The 17660-nt window shown below is 67.7% G+C and carries 14 protein-coding genes and 1 pseudogene; 11 read left to right on the forward strand and 4 right to left on the reverse strand.

Features of this window, described 5'->3' with window-relative positions; genetic code table 11:
• The 3 genes and pseudogenes from lspA to dnaE form a co-directional block, all read left to right on the forward strand.
• The coding region (lspA, locus tag AC1DHD_RS05310; RefSeq protein ID WP_476878703.1) for a signal peptidase II at positions 1 to 498 on the forward strand (498 nt) is incomplete at its 5' end.
• A complete protein-coding gene (locus AC1DHD_RS05315) occupies positions 491 to 1444 on the forward strand; it encodes an RluA family pseudouridine synthase (RefSeq protein ID WP_476878704.1) in 954 nt (317 codons plus the stop codon). The genes lspA and AC1DHD_RS05315, both read left to right, overlap by 8 nt.
• A gap of 53 nt (positions 1445 to 1497) precedes the next feature.
• Positions 1498 to 5055: pseudogene (gene dnaE / locus AC1DHD_RS05320) on the forward strand (DNA polymerase III subunit alpha).
• A gap of 13 nt (positions 5056 to 5068) precedes the next feature.
• Here the strand turns inward: dnaE and AC1DHD_RS05325 are convergent.
• Positions 5069 to 5527, reverse strand: coding sequence for a flavin reductase family protein (locus AC1DHD_RS05325; protein ID WP_476878714.1), 459 nt, complete (start codon positions 5525 to 5527; stop codon positions 5069 to 5071).
• 203 nt (positions 5528 to 5730) lie between these two features.
• Here AC1DHD_RS05325 and AC1DHD_RS05330 point away from each other — a divergent pair, with 203 nt between their 5' ends.
• The 3 genes from AC1DHD_RS05330 to nrdR all read left to right on the forward strand — a co-directional run bounded on the left by AC1DHD_RS05330 (position 5731) and on the right by nrdR (position 8415).
• Positions 5731 to 6285 carry a hypothetical protein gene (locus AC1DHD_RS05330; RefSeq protein ID WP_476878705.1) on the forward strand — a complete coding sequence of 185 codons (555 nt, stop codon included), beginning with the start codon at positions 5731 to 5733 and terminating at the stop codon, positions 6283 to 6285.
• A gap of 67 nt (positions 6286 to 6352) precedes the next feature.
• Complete coding sequence (gene hisD / locus AC1DHD_RS05335) at positions 6353 to 7744, forward strand: histidinol dehydrogenase (protein ID WP_476878706.1); 1392 nt, start codon at positions 6353 to 6355, stop codon at positions 7742 to 7744.
• A 179-nt stretch (positions 7745 to 7923) separates the two neighbouring features.
• Positions 7924 to 8415, forward strand: coding sequence for a transcriptional regulator NrdR (gene nrdR / locus AC1DHD_RS05340; protein WP_476878707.1), 492 nt, complete (start codon positions 7924 to 7926; stop codon positions 8413 to 8415).
• 68 nt (positions 8416 to 8483) lie between these two features.
• Here the strand turns inward: nrdR and ppgK are convergent, their stop codons facing one another.
• A complete protein-coding gene (gene ppgK, locus AC1DHD_RS05345) occupies positions 8484 to 9287 on the reverse strand; it encodes a polyphosphate--glucose phosphotransferase (RefSeq protein ID WP_476878708.1) in 804 nt (267 codons plus the stop codon).
• Between the two features lie 53 nt (positions 9288 to 9340).
• A complete protein-coding gene (gene map, locus AC1DHD_RS05350; RefSeq protein ID WP_476878709.1) occupies positions 9341 to 10219 on the reverse strand; it encodes a type I methionyl aminopeptidase in 879 nt (292 codons plus the stop codon).
• A gap of 74 nt (positions 10220 to 10293) precedes the next feature.
• Between map and AC1DHD_RS05355 the strand changes: the two genes are divergently transcribed.
• Positions 10294 to 10458, forward strand: a complete 165-nt coding sequence (locus AC1DHD_RS05355; protein ID WP_476878710.1) for an SPOR domain-containing protein — start codon at positions 10294 to 10296, stop codon at positions 10456 to 10458.
• Positions 10459 to 10538: 80 nt separating this feature from the next.
• Positions 10539 to 11111: a YceI family protein gene (locus tag AC1DHD_RS05360; protein ID WP_476878711.1), complete on the forward strand. Its 573-nt coding sequence runs from the start codon at positions 10539 to 10541 to the stop codon at positions 11109 to 11111.
• A gap of 39 nt (positions 11112 to 11150) precedes the next feature.
• On the opposite strand, the gene panB is transcribed toward AC1DHD_RS05360, so the two are convergent.
• Positions 11151 to 12086 carry a 3-methyl-2-oxobutanoate hydroxymethyltransferase gene (gene panB / locus AC1DHD_RS05365; RefSeq protein ID WP_476878712.1) on the reverse strand — a complete coding sequence of 312 codons (936 nt, stop codon included), beginning with the start codon at positions 12084 to 12086 and terminating at the stop codon, positions 11151 to 11153.
• A 275-nt stretch (positions 12087 to 12361) separates the two neighbouring features.
• Between panB and glnA the strand changes: the two genes are divergently transcribed.
• The 3 genes from glnA to AC1DHD_RS05380 form a co-directional block, all read left to right on the forward strand.
• Positions 12362 to 13702, forward strand: a complete 1341-nt coding sequence (glnA, locus tag AC1DHD_RS05370) for a type I glutamate--ammonia ligase (RefSeq protein ID WP_138769615.1) — start codon at positions 12362 to 12364, stop codon at positions 13700 to 13702.
• A gap of 9 nt (positions 13703 to 13711) precedes the next feature.
• Positions 13712 to 16723, forward strand: a complete 3012-nt coding sequence (locus AC1DHD_RS05375) for a bifunctional [glutamine synthetase] adenylyltransferase/[glutamine synthetase]-adenylyl-L-tyrosine phosphorylase (protein ID WP_476878713.1) — start codon at positions 13712 to 13714, stop codon at positions 16721 to 16723.
• A gap of 201 nt (positions 16724 to 16924) precedes the next feature.
• On the forward strand, positions 16925 to 17660 hold a 736-nt coding region (locus AC1DHD_RS05380; protein WP_476878715.1), incomplete at its 3' end, for a transporter substrate-binding domain-containing protein.

A 17660-nucleotide genomic window follows, 5' to 3' on the forward strand; every position in this document is an offset into this window, starting at 1 on the left:
GTGTTCGCCTACGCGTTCGACCAGCTGACCAAGCTCTGGGTCACGGAAACCATGACCGAGGGGGAGCGGATCCCCGTTCTTCCGCCGCTGCTGCACTGGTACTACATCCGGAACTCCGGCGCCGCGTTCTCCATCGGCGAGAACGTCACCTGGGTCTTCACCATCATCATGGCCGCGGTCTCCGTCGCGATCCTGCTCCAGCTGCGCAAGCTCGGCTCTGCCTGGTGGGCCCTGGCGCTGGGCCTCCTGCTTGGCGGGGCGCTGGGCAACCTGACTGACCGCCTGTTCCGCGAGCCCTCCTTCGCGATGGGCCACGTGGTGGACTTCATCCAGCTGCCCAACTTTGCGATCTTCAACATCGCCGACTCCGCGGTGGTCTCCGCCGTCGTGATCATCTGCCTGCTCACGCTGCGCGGCATCACCCTGGACGGCTCACGGGTGACCGGCGGCCAGGACAAAAAAGCCGCCCCGCCGGCTGCCCGGGACCACAATGTCTGACGCAGTGCCGGCGGAAAACGCCGCCCGGCACTTCACCGTGCCCGAAGAACTTACCGGAGCCCGGGTGGACGCAGGCCTGGCGAAACTTATGGGCATCTCCCGGTCGCAGGCCGCCGCGCTGATCGCGGAGGGCAATGTCAGCAGCCATGGCAAGGCCGTGGGCAAGTCCCTGAAGCTGAGCGCCGGCGTCGGGCTCGACGTCGTCGTCCCGGAGCGCCGGGACCCCCTGGAAGTCGTGGAGGAAGTTGTGGAAGGCCTGAAAATCCTGCTCGACGACGACGAGTTCGTCGTCGTCGACAAGCCCGTTGGGGTCGCTGCCCACCCGTCGCCGGGCTGGGTGGGGCCGACGGTCGTCGGCGGCCTCGCCGGCGCCGGCTACCGGATCTCCACCTCCGGTTCGCCCGAACGTGCCGGCATCGTCCACCGGCTCGACGTCGGGACCTCCGGCGTGATGGTGGTCGCCAAAACCGAGAACGCCTACACGGCGCTCAAGCGGGCCTTCAAGGAGCGCACCGTGGACAAGGTGTACCACGCCGTCGTCCAGGGCCTGCCGGACCCGCTGGCCGGCACCATCGACGCCCCGATCGGACGCCACCCCGGCCACGACTGGCGCTTCGCGGTGATTGAAGACGGCCGCGACTCGGTGACCCACTATGAGGTGCTCGAAGCTTTCGGCAAGGCCTCCCTGGTGGAGGTGCACCTGGAAACGGGCCGCACCCACCAGATCCGGGTGCACTTCTCCGCCCTCCGGCACCCTTGCGCCGGCGACCTGACGTACGGGGCGGACCCCCGGCTCGCCGCCACCCTGGGCCTGACCCGGCAGTGGCTGCACGCCCGTCAGCTGTCGTTCGACCACCCCCGGACGGGGGAGCGGGTCACGGTGACCAGCGAGTACCCGCAAGACCTCAAGTACGCCCTCGAGGTACTGGAGTCAGGCCAGGCGTGACCGGCCGCCGTGCCGGGCACGGAAGTGTCCGCACCCGGCACTAGAATGAGTCGGTGACTTCCAGCAACAACTCGTTCGTCCACCTCCACAACCACACCGAGTACTCCATGTTGGACGGTGCGGCGCGCCTCGGGGAACTCTTCGATGAGACCGAACGGCTGGGCATGCCCGCCCTGGCCACCACGGACCACGGGTACCTCTTCGGGGCGTTCGACTTCTGGAAACGGGCCACGGACAAGGGCATCAAGCCGATCATCGGCGTCGAGGCTTACGTCACGCCCGGCACCGCACGCACGGATAAGACCCGGGTGCGCTGGGGCGAAGAGAACCAGCGCAAGGACGACATCTCCGGCGGTGGCGCCTACACCCACATGACCCTGCTGAGCTACAACAACGCCGGCATGCGGAACCTCTTCCGGGCCTCCTCGATTGCCTCCCTGGACTCGGTGTTCGGCAAATGGCCCCGCCTGGACCGGGAACTGCTCAACACGTACTCCGAGGGCCTGATCGCCACCACCGGCTGCCCGTCCGGCGAAGTCCAGACACGGCTCAGGCTGGGGCARTACCGCGAGGCCGTGGAGGCCGCAGCCGAGTTCCGCGACATCTTCGGGGCCGAGAACTACTTCTGCGAACTCATGGACCACGGCCTGGACATTGAGCGCCGCGTCACGGGCGACCTGCTGCGGCTGGCCAAGGAACTGAACCTGCCCCTGGTGGCCACCAACGACCTTCACTACACCCACGAACACGACGCCAAGGCGCACGAGGCCCTGCTGGCCATCCAGTCCGGGTCCACCCTGCTGGAACCGACCTACGACAACGGCGGCTCACGGTTCGCCTTCTCCGGCAGCGGCTACTACCTGAAGTCCCCGCAGGAGATGCGCGAGCTGTTCCGCGACCACCCCGACGCCTGCGACAACACACTGCTGATCGCCGAGCGCTGCGAAGTCTCGTTCAACACCGGCGCCAACTACATGCCGCGCTTCCCCTGCCCCGAGGGTGAGGACGAGACGTCGTGGCTGGTCAAGGAAGTGGACAAGGGACTCCACTACCGCTACCCGAAGGGCATTCCGGACAAGGTCCGCCAGCAGGCCGACTATGAGCTGGAAGTCATCACGTCCATGGGCTTCCCCGGCTACTTCCTGGTGGTKGCCGACTTCATCRMCTGGKCSAAKMASMASGGCATCCGCGTGGGCCCCGGCCGTGGTTCGGGTGCCGGCTCCATGGTGGCGTACGCGATGCGCATCACCGACCTCGACCCGCTGCACCACGGCCTGATCTTCGAGCGGTTCCTGAACCCGGACCGCGTCTCCATGCCTGACTTCGACGTCGACTTCGATGACCGGCGCCGTTCCGAGGTCATCGACTACGTGACACGCAAGTACGGTGACGAGCGTGTGGCCATGATCGTCACCTACGGCACCATCAAGACCAAGCAGGCCCTCAAGGACTCCTCCCGTGTGCTCGGCTATCCCTTCAGCATGGGCGAGACGCTGACCAAGGCGCTGCCGCCCGCCGTGATGGCCAAGGACATCCCCCTGGCGGACATCCAGAACCCGGAGGCCAAACGCTACGGCGAGGCCGGCGACTTCCGGCAGCTGATCTCCACGGACCCCGAAGCCGCGAAGGTCTTCGAGACCGCGCTCGGCATCGAGGGCCTGAAGCGGCAATGGGGCGTCCACGCCGCCGGTGTGATCATGTCCTCGGACCCCATCATCGACGTCATCCCGATCATGCGCCGGTTCCAGGACGGCCAGGTCATCACGCAGTTCGATTACCCGACGTCCGAGGGCCTCGGCCTGATCAAGATGGACTTCCTGGGCCTGCGGAACCTGACCATCATTTCCGACGCCCTCGAAAACATCACCATGAACCGCGGGATCGAGCTGGACCTCGAATCCCTGGAGCTGGACGACGCCGCATCCTATGAGCTGCTGGCCCGAGGCGACACCCTGGGCGTGTTCCAGCTCGACGGCGGCCCCATGCGGTCACTGCTGAAGCTCATGAAGCCTGACAACTTCGAAGACATCTCCGCCGTCCTGGCCCTCTACCGGCCGGGACCCATGGGCGCCAACGCGCACACGGACTATGCGCTGCGCAAGAACGGCATCCAGGAGGTCATCCCGATCCACCCGGAGCTGAAGGAACCGCTGGCCGAAATCCTCGGCGGCACCTACGGGCTGATCGTGTACCAGGAGCAGGTGATGGCCGTGGCGCAGAAGCTCGCCGGCTACAGCCTGGGCCAGGCCGACATCCTGCGCCGCGCCATGGGCAAGAAGAAGAAGTCGGAACTGGACAAGCAGTTCGCCGGCTTCTCCCAGGGCATGCAGGACAACGGCTACTCCATGGCCGCCGTGAAGACGCTGTGGGACATCCTGCTGCCCTTCTCCGACTACGCCTTCAACAAGGCGCACTCGGCGGCCTACGGTGTGATCTCCTACTGGACCGCGTACCTGAAGGCGCACTACGCCCCGGAGTACATGGCCGCACTGCTGACCTCCGTGGGGGACGACAAGGACAAATCGGCCATTTACCTCAACGAGTGCCGCCGGATGGGCATCACGGTGCTGCCGCCGGACGTCAACGAATCGGCGCTCAACTTCACCCCGGTCGGGAACGACATCCGCTTCGGCATGGGTGCCATCCGCAACGTCGGTGCCAACGCCGTCGACGCCATGGTGGCCGCGCGCGAACGCGAAGGGGCGTACACCTCCTTCAAGGATTACCTGATGAAGGTCCCGGCGGTGGTCTGCAACAAGCGCACCATCGAATCGCTGATCAAGGCCGGCGCTTTCGACTCCCTGGGCCACCACCGCCGGGCCCTGGCCATGATCCACGAAGAAGCCATCGACTCGGTGATCACGCTCAAGCGCAACGAGGCCATCGGGCAGTTCGACCTGTTCGCGGGCATCGACGACACCGAATCAGAGTCCTCGCTGAGCATCGAGATTCCCGAGCTGCCCGAGTGGGAGAAAAAGGACAAACTCTCCTTCGAACGGGACATGCTCGGCCTCTACGTCTCGGACCACCCGCTGCAGGGCCTCGAAGGCCTCCTCAGCCAGCATGCCGACCAGTCGATCACCTCGATCATCGCCGAGGACGGACCGCACGACGGCGCCATCATTACCATCGCGGGCATGATCACCTCGCTGAGCCGGCGCATCGCCAAGGCCAGTGGCAACGCCTACGCCCGCGCCGAGATCGAGGACCTCGGCGGTTCCGTGGAGGTGATGTTCTTCGGGCAGGTCTACGGGCCGATCGCCYCCGTCCTGGCCGAGGACCTGATCGTGGTCGTCAAGGGACGGCTGCAGCGGCGCGACGACGGCGCCGTCGCCCTCAACTGCATGGAACTCTCCGTGCCGGACCTCAGCGAGGGCCTCGACGGGCCCCTGGTCATCACCATGCCGACGCACAAGGCCACCGAGGCCGTGGTCAACGAACTCGGTTACGTGCTGCGGACCCACCGCGGCAAGTCGGAGGTCCGGCTGCACCTGCACGGCGACTCCCGCGTGGAGGTTATGGGCCTGCCCGTGCACCTGCGCGTCAACCCCAGCCCGTCCCTGTTCGGGGACCTGAAGGTTCTCCTCGGCCCGACCTGCCTGGACAGCTAGGCCCGCCTACCGGCTAGATCTCGTAATCGAGCGGCACGGGCTGGCTGTAGCTGCCCCCGTGATAGAGCAGCGGGGCGCCCTCGCCGCCGATGGCGCCGTCGACCACCTCGACCACTACTACGGCGTTGTTCTCAAAGGACAGCCGCATCTGGATTTTGCCGATCAGCCAGCCGGACACGTCCTTGAGGACCGGGACCCCGTGCGGGCCGAGCTCCCAGTGGTCGCCCTCGAAGCGGTTCCGGGTCCTTGCGAAGCGGTCGGCGAGTTCCTGGTTCTCCAGCCCCAGCATATGCACGCCGATATAGCTGGAGTTGGCCACCGCGGGCCAGGAGCTGGAGGTGCGGGCCATGTTGAAGGTGAAGCGTGGCGGCCGGGCGGACAGGGAGGCTACCGAGGTTGCAGTGAAACCGTAGGGCACGCCATCCAGGTTCGCCGTAATGATGGCGACGCCCGCCGCGTGCCGGCGGAACATCTCCTTGAAAGTTCCTTCAAAGGCTTCTTCGGCTGATGCCACTGTGGTTCATCTCCCTGCGCTTGCGACTGGTACTCACTGCCAGCGTATTCCGGCAGGGCGGCCCGCGGTATTCGGCCTTCACCATTTAGTCATCCGGGCGTCACGTATCGGGCGCCGGCGTAATGTCCTGCGGCCCGGAAACCTTTGTTAAGGTTTGTTGCATGACACAACCCGCGGTGCACGTTCCCGTTGACCACCACGACGGCGCCCCGGGCTCCGCTGTGCCCGGCCCGGACTTCCACCGCGTTCCGTGGCGGGCGCTGGCCGTGATCGCTGCGGCCGGTGTTCCGGTCGGGCTGCTGTGGTGGCTGCTGGCACCCACGGGCCTGAACCTCATCACCCGGGACCCGGCGCTGGGGGCGGGAAGCAACCCCGCCGCCTGGTTGCCCCGGGACCTCGTCCTCGCCGGGCTGTTCCTGCTGGCAGGCTGCCTGTCCGGGGTCTTCCTCGCCGGCAACCGGCCCGCCCGGCTGGGGACTGCGACGGTGATCCTGGCCGTCGCAGCCGGCGCCGCCGGCGCGTTGCTGGCGTGGGGGACCGGGGTTCTGGCGGGCAGCATCTGGGGCGCGGCCGAGGACACCTCGGCCAGCGCCAGCATCGCGTTCTCGCTCCGGGCTTACGCCATGCTGGTCATTTGGCCAGCCGCCATCGCCCTCGCGATTTTCTTCTCCACGGTCTTTGCCAAGTCCGAGCCCGGACCGGGACCGGACGCCTGAACCGCGGGCGGCCCTGCGCCGCGTAGCAGCGTCCGGAGGCCAACGCAGCGGCGCGTAAAATGGACGAGTGACCCCATCTGCTGACAGCACCGTCCCTTCCGCCGCCGCGCCCACAGCCCCCACCCTCGACTTCCGCACCGTCGACGTGCGCGGCCAGCGGCTCTCCCTCGCGGGGCTGCGGGCCGCCGTTCCGCGGGCGCAGCACGGCACCGTGGCCGACGCCGAGCAAAAGGTCCAGGACATCATCACCGCGGTCCGGTCGCGGGGCTTCGCGGCGCTCAGTGAGCTCGCGCTGGCGTTCGACGGCGTGGAACAGTCCCATCCGCGGGTCCCGGCGGAGGCGCTGAAGGCAGCCCTGGACGGGCTTGATCCCGCCGTGCGCGCCGCGCTTGAGGAGTCCATCCGCCGGGCCCGGCGCTTCGCCGACGCCCAGCGCCCGGCGGACACCGACGTAGAACTCGGCGAGGGCGCCGTGGTGAGCCAGAACTGGGTTCCGGTGGCCCGCGTGGGCCTCTACGTCCCGGGCGGCCTGGCGGTCTACCCGTCCTCGGTCATCATGAACGTCGTCCCGGCGCTGGCAGCCGGCGTCGAATCCATCGCCCTGGCCTCGCCGCCACAGAAGAACTTTGGCGGGCTGCCGCACCCCACCATCCTGGCGGCCGCATGCCTGCTCGGCATCGACGAGGTCTATGCGATCGGCGGCGCCCAGGCCATCGCCGCCTTCGCCTACGGTATTCCCGGGGGAGCGGAGGACGGGCCCGGCATCGACCCGGTCGACGTCGTGACCGGGCCCGGGAACATCTTCGTGGCCACGGCCAAACGGCTGGTCAAGGGCGCCGTGGGCATCGACTCCGAGGCGGGCACCACCGAGATCGCCATCCTGGCCGACGCCACAGCACGCCCGTCGCTGGTCGCGGCCGACCTCATCAGCCAGGCCGAACACGATCCGCAGGCCRCCTCCGTGCTGTTCACCGACTCCGAGGCCCTCGCGGCCGCAGTCCGGGACGAGCTCGAGGTCCAGGCCGCCGCCACCAAGCACAGCGCCAGGGTCCGGCGGGCCCTCTCCGGACCGCAATCCGGCGTCGTCCTGGTTGAGGACCTGGAGCAGGGGATCGCTGCCTGCGACGCCTACGCTGCCGAGCACCTCGAAATCATGACCGCCGACGCCGCCGGTGTGGCGGCCCGGATCCGCAACGCCGGCGCCATCTTCGTGGGTGACTACAGTCCGGTGAGCCTGGGCGACTACTGCGCGGGGTCCAACCACGTGCTGCCCACCAGCGGCACGGCCGCCTTCTCCTCCGGGCTGAACGTGACCACCTTCCTGCGGGCCATCCAGGTGATCAACTACAGCGAGAGCGCCCTCGCTGAAGTCCGGGGCCACATCGTCAGCCTCTCGGGAGCCGAGGACCTGCCCGCCCACGGCGAGGCCGTGACCGCACGTTTCGCGGCGGGCAGCTAGAGGGCCACTATCCCGCCAGACCACTACATGTAGTAATTACAGGCTTGTTATTTAGCAATATCTAGTCGTAAACTGATCCCGGACGCGCCATGCAGTGCGCGCCGGCCGCGCATGGAATCCACTACTTTGGGCCTCGCGGGCAGATCCGAGATCCAGGTTGCGGCAGGGGAGGAAACAACGTGTATTGCCCGTTCTGCCGTAACCCTGATTCCCGTGTGGTGGACAGCCGCATCGCCGACGACGGCTCGGCTATCCGCCGCCGCCGTCAGTGCCCCGAATGCGGACGCCGGTTCACCACTGTGGAGACCACCAGCCTGACCGTGATCAAACGCTCCGGCGTTGGCGAGCCGTTCAGCCGCAGCAAGGTCATCAACGGTGTGCGGAAAGCCTGCCAAGGCCGTCCCGTGACCGAGGACGACCTCGCGATGCTGGCGCAGGAAGTCGAAGAGACCATTAGGGCCGCCGGCGCAGCCGAGATTGACGCCCACGAGGTGGGCCTTGCAATCCTCAGCCCTTTGCAGCGCCTCGACGAAGTTGCGTACTTGCGCTTCGCGAGCGTCTACCAGGCGTTTGAGTCCCTGGAAGATTTTGAGTCCGCCATCGCCCAGCTCCGCCGTGAGGCCGAGTCCAAGGGACGCGACGGCAAGAGCGCGCAAAAGAGCCCGCTCTAGGCTCAGCCAAGTTCCGGTGGTGGCAGCGGAGGGGAAGCCGCGGCCACCACCGGCTCCAATTTTTCCGGCTACTTAGCCAGCTTGTGCGTCAGCGCAACCTCGATGGCGGCGCCCACGATGCCGGCGTCGTTCTTCAGCTCCGCCGGGACGATCGGCGTCCGCAGCGACATGTGCGGCAGGTATTCGTCGGCCCGCTTGGAAATGCCGCCGCCCACGATGAACAGTTCCGGGGAGAAAAGGAACTCGACGTGGGAGAAGTAGCGCTGCAGCAGCACACTGTATTCGGTCCAGCTCAGGCCGTCCCGCTCACGGGCGACGGCGGAGGCCTTGCTCTCGGCGTCGAAACCGTCGATTTCCAGGTGGCCCAGCTCGGCGTTCGGGACAAGCTTGCCGTTGAAGATGAAGGCTGAGCCGATGCCCGTGCCCAGGGTGATGACCAGGACCGTGCCGTGGACGCCCTCACCGGCGCCGTAGCGGGCCTCGGCCAGGCCGGCGGCATCGGCGTCGTTGATGACCTCGACAGGGCGGCCCAGGCGCGCCGTCAGCATGGCGTCAATGTCCAGGTTCAGCCAGGAGTTATCCACGTTCGCTGTCGAGTGGACCACACCGTGCTGGATGATGCCGGGGAAGGTCACGCCCACTGGGGTGTCGGCGGCAGGGGCGCCGGAGCGCTTGGACAGCTCGCTGACCACCTGTGCCACCACCTCGGCGACGGCCTCCGGGGTGGAGGGCTGCGGGGTGGGCACGCGGAGCCGGTCGCCGACGAGCTTGCCCTTTTTGAGGTCAACGATGCCGCCCTTGATGCCGGTGCCACCGATGTCGATGCCGATCAGCGGGGCGTTCTTCTTCGACTTCTCGTCCTTCTTGGCCAATGGGATTCCGTTCGTGGCAGGGGAGGGGTGGGCTTAAAGGGGTGGTGCGTGGATCAGGGGAGGGTCAGGACCTCGGCGCCGGACTCGGTGACCAGCAGCGTGTGTTCGAACTGCGCCGTGCGCTTGCGGTCGCGGGTGACCACCGTCCAGTCGTCGGCCCACATGTCCCAGTCGACGGTGCCGAGGGTCAGCATCGGCTCGATGGTGAACACCATACCGGCCTCCATCACGGTGTTGTAGGCCGGGGCGGCGTCGTAGTGCGGGATGATCAGGCCGGTGTGGAAAGCCTCGCCCACGCCGTGTCCGGTGAAGTCACGGACCACGCCGTAGCCGAACCGTTTGGCGTAGGACTCGATGGTCCGGCCGATAACGTTGATTTCCCGGCCCGGGGCCACGGCGCGGATGGCCCGGCGCAGTGATTCCTCGGTGCGCTCGACCAGCAGGCGGGACTCCTCGTCGACGTCGCCGACGAGGAACGTGAAGTTGGTGTCGCCGTGCACTCCGCCGATGAAGGCCGTGATGTCGATGTTGAGGATGTCCCCGTCCTGAACCACGGTGCTGTCCGGAATGCCGTGGCAGATGACCTCATTCAGCGAGGAACACAGGGACTTCGGAAAGCCCCGGTAGCCCAGCGTGGACGGGTACGCCCTGTGGTCGAGCAGGAACTCATGGCCCACCCGGTCCAACTGGTCCGTGGTGACGCCCGGGGCGATGTGCTTGCCCACCTCCACAATGGCCTGGGCAGCGATCCGGGACGCGATGCGGATCTTCTCCACCGTCTCGGCCGACTTGACCTCTGAGCCCGTGAACTTGGCCGGGGCGGGCTTACCCACGTATTCGGGGCGCGCAATGGAAGCCGGCACGGCAAGCTGGGGACTGACTGTTCCCGGGCCGAGGGTGCCAATGGGTGCAGTCGAGGTGAGGGAAGGCATAGATTGATTCTATAAGCCCCCGGCCACAGGCCGGAAAAGAGGGGCCGGAAAGCACCTACGCAGAAGGAGATCCAATGCCCGAGTATTGGTACAACGTCAACACCCACGAGATCGAGGAAGACGCSATGTCCGACTGGAGCCAGCTGATCGGCCCYTACAAGACCCGAGAAGAAGCCGAACATGCCCTCGAGAAGGTCAAGGCCCGCAATGACGCCTGGGAAAAGGGCGACGACGACTAAGCTCCAGCCGGAAATCCGTTCGCAGGAATTTCCACCCACATCCGAATACCGGGACGGCAGGTCCCACTAGGAGGCACATCATGGCCGAACTTATGCCGGGATATGCGGGTAAGTGGCGGTTCGACCCCACCCACACCCGGATTGGCTTTTCCACCCGGCACGCAATGGTGACGAAGGTGCGCGGAGCATTCAACGACTTCGAGGGCCTCATCACCGTGGATCCGGAACACCCGGACCGCTCAGCAGTCGAGCTCACCGTCCAGGTGGCCAGCATCGACACCCGTAATGCCGACCGTGATCAGCACCTGCGGACCAACGACTTCTTCGACGCCCCGCAGTTCCCCACCATCGTGTTTAAGAGCAGCCGGGTGGACCAGGTCGACGAGGGGCACTTCATCGTCAGCGGCGAGGTGACCATCCGCGGCGTGACCAAGGAAATTTCGATCCCGCTGGACTTCATCGGCGTCGAGAAGGACCCCATGGGCAACCTCCGGGCCGGTTTCGAGGGTTCGCGCCGCATTGACCGCCAGGACTTTGGCCTGAAATGGAATACGGCCCTGGACTCCGGCGGCGTGCTGGTGTCGGACAAGATCACACTGGAATTCGAGGTGTCCGCCATCAAAGTCGACGACGGCGCCGCCAACGACGCGTAGCCCGCCGGTATCACAGGGGACCCCGGTCCGGGGCGCCCGCTAGAAGGAGTGCTCCGGGCCGGGGAACTGGCCCGAACGGACGTCGTCGCCGTAGGCCTTGGCGGCGTCGGAGAGCGTGGTCCGCAGATCAGCGTACTGCTTCACGAACTTGGCCATCTTCCCGCCGCGCAGCCCGGCCATATCCTGCCAGACAAGCACCTGGCCGGTGGTCGCGCTTCCGGCCCCAATGCCGATGGTGGGTACCTCGACGGCGGCGTCCACGGCAGCCGCCGTCGGTGCCGGCACCATTTCCATCAGCACGCAGAACGCCCCGGCGTCCGCCAGCGCGACGGCGTCGTCGATCAGCCGCTGGGCGTCGTCGCCCCGGCCCTGGACCCTGTAGCCGCCGAGGGCGTGTTCGCTTTGCGGCGTGAAACCGATGTGCGCCATCACCGGGATCCCGGCCTGGACCATGGCCCGGACCGTCCCGGCGTAGAACTTTCCGCCTTCGATCTTGACGGCGTGCGCGAGCCCCTCCTTCAGGAAGCGGACTCCTGTGGCCACCGCCTGTTCGGCTGAAACCTCGTAGCTGCCGAACGGCAGGTCCGCCACCACCAGGGCGCGCCGGGCGGAACGGGCCACGGCGCGGCAGAGCGGGAGGAGCTCGTCGACGGTGACCGGGAGGCTGGTCTCGTTGCCGAAGACGTTGTTGGACGCCGAATCGCCCACCAGCAGCACCTCGATGCCGGCCTGATCGAAGATCTCGGCCGTGTACTGGTCGTAGGCCGTCAGCATGGCGAAGCGATCGCCGTTGAGCTTCGCCTGCCGCAGGTGGTGGGTGCGGATCCGGGCCGCCGGCTTCGTAGCGCCGGCTTTGGCGCCGCTGTCCTGGCCGCCGCCGCCGTCCGGTGCGGGAGCCGCCGCGGCGGGGCCGTTCCCGTACGGGGCGGCGAGTTCGGCGGGCACATTGGATTCGGGGCTGCTGCTGGGGGCCATGCCACGAGCGTAGTGCGATACCCGGGGTCCTAGCTACCGGAGGCCACCCGCGGCCCGGTGAAACCCGTCACAAACCGGGCCGCCGGAAGGGTCAGCAGGGGCACCGGCCGGACCGCCTGACGGGGCCTTGTGTTAACGGTGTGTTACGCCGGGGCGCTAGTCCAGCAAACGCCGGGAATGCTTAGTAGAGTGATTCGAGAGCAGCTGCGGGCGCCAGCCGAGACGAGTAGTCGGGGCGGGTCCGGGGCACGGACGTAGACCCGGAAAGAGGCACCATGGACCGCCAGCAAGAGTTTGTCCTGCGGACGATCGAAGAGCGCGACGTGCGATTTGTGCGCCTGTGGTTCACCGACGTCGTAGGCTCGCTCAAGTCCGTGGCATTGGCGCCGGCCGAGGTCGAAGGCGCCTTCGAGGAGGGCCTCGGTTTCGACGGCTCCTCGATCGAGGGACTGGCCCGGGTGTTCGAATCGGACATGCTGGCGCAGCCTGACCCCTCGACCTTCCAGATCCTGCCGTGGCGCGGCGAGACGGAAGCAACGTCCCGAATGTTCTGCGACATCCTGACCCCCGACGGCGAACCGTCCGCCGCTGACCCGCGCAACGTCCTCAAGCGGAACCTGGCAAAGGCCGCGGACATGGGCTTCACCTGCTACACGCACCCCGAAATCGAGTTCTACCTGCTCAAGTCCCAGCAGCCGGGCCCCGACGGCGCACCGGTCCCCGTGGACGAGGGAGGCTACTTCGACCACGTACCCGGCGGCGTAGCCCAGGACTTCCGCCGCACCGCCGTCACCATGCTCGAATCCGTTGGCATCTCGGTGGAATTCAGCCACCACGAGGCCGGTCCCGGGCAGAACGAGATCGACCTGCGCTACGCGGACGCCCTGCAGACCGCGGACAACATCATGACCTTCCGCACCGTGATCAAAGAGGTCGCGCTGCAGCAGGGAACCTACGCCACCTTTATGCCTAAGCCGTTCACCGCCCACCCCGGCTCCGGCATGCACACCCACTTCTCGCTCTTCGAGGGCGACACCAACGCGTTTTACGAAGCCGGCGCGGAATTCCAGCTCTCCGAAACGGCCAGGCAGTTCATCGCCGGCATCCTGAAACACGCCCCGGAGTTCACCGCGGTGACCAACCAGTTCGTCAACTCGTACAAGCGCCTCTGGGGCGGGGGAGAGGCACCCAGCTACCTCAGCTGGGGCCACAACAACCGCTCCGCCCTTGTCCGGGTCCCGCTGTACAAGCCCGGCAAGGGCCAGTCCGCGCGGATCGAATACCGCGGCATCGATTCCGCCGCCAACCCCTACCTCGCCTACGCCGTACTGCTCGGCGCGGGGCTGAAGGGCATCGAGGAGGGCTACCAGCTGCCCGCCGCGGCCGAGGACGACATCTGGTCACTGAGTTCGGCCGAACGCCGCGCGATGGGCCACGACCCGCTGCCGGCCAGCCTGCACGACGCCATCCGCACCATGGAGGACTCCGAGCTCATGCCGCAGATCCTGGGCGAACAGGTCTTCGAGCACTTCCTGCGCAACAAGCGCGCCGAGTGGCAGGACTACCGGCTCCAGGTGACGCCCTACGAACTGCAGCGCAACCTGGCCATCCTTTAGGCCGCTGCGGTGAGCCTGGCACGGCGCCTCATCGCCGCAGGGTTTAGCGACCTGGAGAAGGGCGAGCGGTTCCTGGCCGCCCCGGAACTGGACGGCGTGGACCAGGACGCCCTGTTCGCCGGGCTGCAGCTGGCCGCCAACCCGGACACGGCCCTGCAATCCCTGGTCCGGCTGATCGAAAGACACCCGGACCTTCGCCGGCTGGCGGCGGCCGAACCGGACCGCAGCGAGCCGCTGTACCGGGTGCTCGGCGCGTCCGAGGCCCTCGGCGAATTCCTGATCCGCCACCCCGAACATTTGGACGCGTTCGACACCACCGTGAGTCCCGAGCCGCAGCCCGCGGACGCGGCCGCCCTGCGCACCCGGCTCCTGCAGTCTGTCCGGGCCGATCCGAAGGCCGCCCGGCCCGTCGCGTCCCTGACCGGCCAGGAAGGCTACGCCGCCCTCCGCACGGCCTACCGCCGGGGACTCGTGGAGCTGGCCGTCAAGGACCTCTGCGCCGCCGACCCGCTGGACTTTATGCCCGCCGTCGGCGCCGAACTCGCCGACCTCGCCGGCGCGGCGATCGAAGCCGCACTGGCTGTGTCCCGCGCCGAAGCGGCCGAACAGTTCAGCGCCGCGGACGTGGCCGACGTCGGACTGGCCGTGATCGGAATGGGCAAGTGCGGTGCGCGGGAACTGAACTACATCTCCGACGTCGACGTCATCTACGTGATCGATCCCGGCGCCCTCGACGACTCCACGGCGAACACCATCGGCACGACACTGGCCTCCGGGATTTCGCGCGCGATCATGTCCACCAGCCGCGAGCCCGGGCTGTGGGAAGTGGATGCCAACCTTCGGCCCGAGGGCAAGTCCGGGCCCCTGGTCCGCACCCTCGCCTCGCACGAAACCTACTACGCTCGCTGGGCGGAGAGCTGGGAGTTCCAGGCGCTCCTGAAGGCCCGAACTATCGCCGGCGACGCCGGGCTCGGCGCCCGCTACGAGGCCGCCGTCGGGCCGCTGATCTGGTCGTCCGCGGGCCGTGAGGGGTTCGTCGAATCGGTCCGGTCGATGCGCCGCCGGGTCACCGACCACATTCCCGCTGAAGAGGAACAGCGGCAGATCAAACTGGGCCGCGGCGGCCTGCGGGACGTGGAGTTCACAGTGCAGCTGCTCCAGCTCGTGCACGGAAAGTCCGACGAAACCCTGCGCTGCCGCGACACCACCGCAGCCATCGCCGCGCTGTCCGCGGGCGGCTACATCGGCCGCGCCGACGCCAAGGAATTCGACCGCGACTACCGCTACCTCCGGCTCCTGGAACACCGGATCCAGCTGTTCCAGCTCCGCCGCACCCACCTGATGCCGGTCAAGGAAGCCTCGCTGCGTTCCCTCGCCAAGGCCGTGCTGGGCCCCTTCTCCAACGAACGCCCGCACCCGGACTCCCTGCTCAAGGCGTGGCGCCAGACCAAACGGTCGGTCCGTGAACTGCATGAGCGCATCTTTTACCGCCCGCTGCTGAACACCGCCGCGGCGCTCAGCACTGAGGACGCCAAACTCACCCCCGAGGCCGCCCAGGGCCGGCTCGCCGCCCTTGGCTACCTCGACCCGCCCGGTGCCATGCGGCACATCGAGGCGCTGACCGGAGGGGTCAGCCGGCGCGCGGCCCTGCAGCGTCAGCTGCTGCCGATCCTGCTCGGCTGGCTCGCCGACGGCGTCGACCCGGACGGTGGCCTGCTCGCGTTCCGCCGCGTCAGCGAGGCGCTCGGTACCACCCACTGGTACCTCGGGCTGCTGCGGGATTCGACGGCGGCTGCCGAGCGGCTGTGCCATGTGCTCGCGAACTCCCGGCTCATCTCCGACCTGCTGGAGGTCTCGCCGGAGTCGGTGGCCTGGCTCGGCTCGGACAAGGACCTGGTCCCGCTCAGCTACGAAGCCCAATGGCTGGAGATCACCGCCAAAATGTCGCGGCACTCAGACCCGGAGAGCGCCATGCGGCTCATCCGGCTGATCCGCCGCCGTGAGATCCTCCGGATCGCCATCGCGGACAGCGCCGGGCTGCTCGACCAGGACCAGGTGGGAGCTGCGCTGGCCGACGCCGACCGTGCCGCCGTGCTGGGGGCCCTCCGCGTCGCCGAGACGATCGTCACCGCCGAAGAACCGCTCAAGACCAGGGTCCTTGTGGTGGCGATGGGACGCCAGGGCGGCCGCGAGATCGGTTACGGCTCTGATGCCGACGTGATGTACGTCCACCGCGGCCTGCCCGGCGTCCCGGAGGATGAGGCGCAGCAGCAGGCCGCCAAGATCGTCGGAAAGCTCTCCAGCCTGCTGACCCAGCCGCTCAAGCCCGCCATCCTGGCCGAACGGGTGCTGATGGTCGACGCGGACCTCCGCCCGGAAGGCAAGAGCGGGCCGATGGTCCGGTCGCTGGAGTCCTACGCCGAGTACTACCGGCGCTGGTCGCTGATCTGGGAGGCCCAGGCGCTGCTGCGGGCACGGCCCATGGCCGGCGACGACGAACTCGCCGCGGACTTCGTGGCGCTGATCGACCCCATCCGCTACCCGGATGCCGTCTCGGACCAGGACGTCCGCGAAGTCAGGCGGGTCAAAGCCAGGGTGGAGTCCGAGCGGCTGCCCCGCGGCGCGGACCCGGCCCGGCACCTGAAGCTTGGCCGCGGCGGCCTGAGCGACGTCGAATGGCTGGCCCAGCTCCTGCAGCTCCGGCACGCCGGCCGGCACCCGGAACTGCGCACCACATCCACCGTCCAGGCCCTCGAGGCCGCCGCCGCCCTGGAACTCCTGGAGGCCGGGGAAGTGGTCCTGCTGCTGCGCGCCTGGCGGCTGGCGAGCCGGATCCGTTCGGCCAACGTCATCTGGACCGGCCGCGCCTCGGACCTGCTGCCGTCCTCCCGCCGGGACCTGGAAGCCGTCGCCCGCTGGTGCGGCTACGGACACGGCAACGCGGCCGAGCTCGAAGAGGATTACCTGCGCCTCAGCCGGCGGGCCCGGGCCGTCTTCGAGCGGGTCTTTTACGGGCAGTAGGGTGCGGGGGCGGCCGTAACAGGCGCCGCGGGCAGGAACGCCGTGGCGATTGAGGGTAGCCTCGAGGGGTACTTTGCCGGCCACGGAGGCCGGCCGCCACACTTTACCTAGGGGTTGTTTACCTTGCCCAGACTCCAGCAGACCGGGACCGCCAGGCCGCGGACGGTCACGGTCATTGGAGCGTTGCTGGCCTTTGCCGCAATGCTTCTCGGAGCGTCAGGTGCCGCAGCGGCGCCCGCGGACGCGCCACCGGCCGCCACCGCAGCGCACCGGCAGGCCAACGGCGCCCAGCCGGCGGCGCCGCCGTCGAGCCTTGCCGGAAAGACGTTCGTCATCGGTACGGACACCACGTTCGCGCCCTTCGAGTTCAGGGATGCCGGCGGTGAACTGACCGGCATCGACATGGACATCATCCGTGAGATCGCCAAGAACCAGGGCTTCGCCGTCGAGATCAAATCGCTCGGCTTCAACGCCGCGCTCCAGGCGCTCTCCTCCAACCAGGTGGATGGCGTGATCGCCGGGATGTCCATCACCGAACCCCGCCGGCAGACTTACGACTTCTCCGACCCGTACTTCGAGTCGGGCGTGCAGATGGCGGTCTCCAAGTCCAACTCGGACATCAAGGGCTACGAGGACCTTCGAGGCAAAACCGTCGCCGCGAAGACCGGCAGCGAGGGGGAAACCTTCGCCAAGTCGATCGCGGACAAGTACGGCTTCACGGTCAAGTCCCTGGACCAGTCCGCCACCATGTACGAACTCGTGAAGTCCGGGAACGCCGTCGCCGTCTTCGATGACTACCCGGTGCTGGCCTACGGCATCAGCCAGAACAACGGCCTCAAGGCCGTCTCCGAGAAGGAGAAAGGCGGCTCCTACGGCTTTGCGGTCAACAAGGGCAAGAACCCGGAACTGCTGAAGGCCTTCAACACCGGCCTGGCAG

This window comes from Arthrobacter sp. 05L45_2 (assembly GCF_056397525.1).

What these genes read in the sequence shown, in the direction of transcription:
- AC1DHD_RS05315 (WP_476878704.1), top strand. Translation starts at nt 491, where the DNA reads ATGTCTGACGCAGTGCCGGCGGAAAACGCCGCCCGGCACTTCACCGTG.
- AC1DHD_RS05325 (WP_476878714.1), bottom strand. Translation starts at nt 5,527, where the DNA reads ATGTTCCGCCGGCACGCGGCGGGCGTCGCCATCATTACGGCGAACCTG.
- AC1DHD_RS05330 (WP_476878705.1), top strand. Translation starts at nt 5,731, where the DNA reads ATGACACAACCCGCGGTGCACGTTCCCGTTGACCACCACGACGGCGCC.
- map (WP_476878709.1), bottom strand. Translation starts at nt 10,219, where the DNA reads ATGCCTTCCCTCACCTCGACTGCACCCATTGGCACCCTCGGCCCGGGA.
- AC1DHD_RS05360 (WP_476878711.1), top strand. Translation starts at nt 10,539, where the DNA reads ATGGCCGAACTTATGCCGGGATATGCGGGTAAGTGGCGGTTCGACCCC.
- panB (WP_476878712.1), bottom strand. Translation starts at nt 12,086, where the DNA reads ATGGCCCCCAGCAGCAGCCCCGAATCCAATGTGCCCGCCGAACTCGCC.
- glnA (WP_138769615.1), top strand. Translation starts at nt 12,362, where the DNA reads ATGGACCGCCAGCAAGAGTTTGTCCTGCGGACGATCGAAGAGCGCGAC.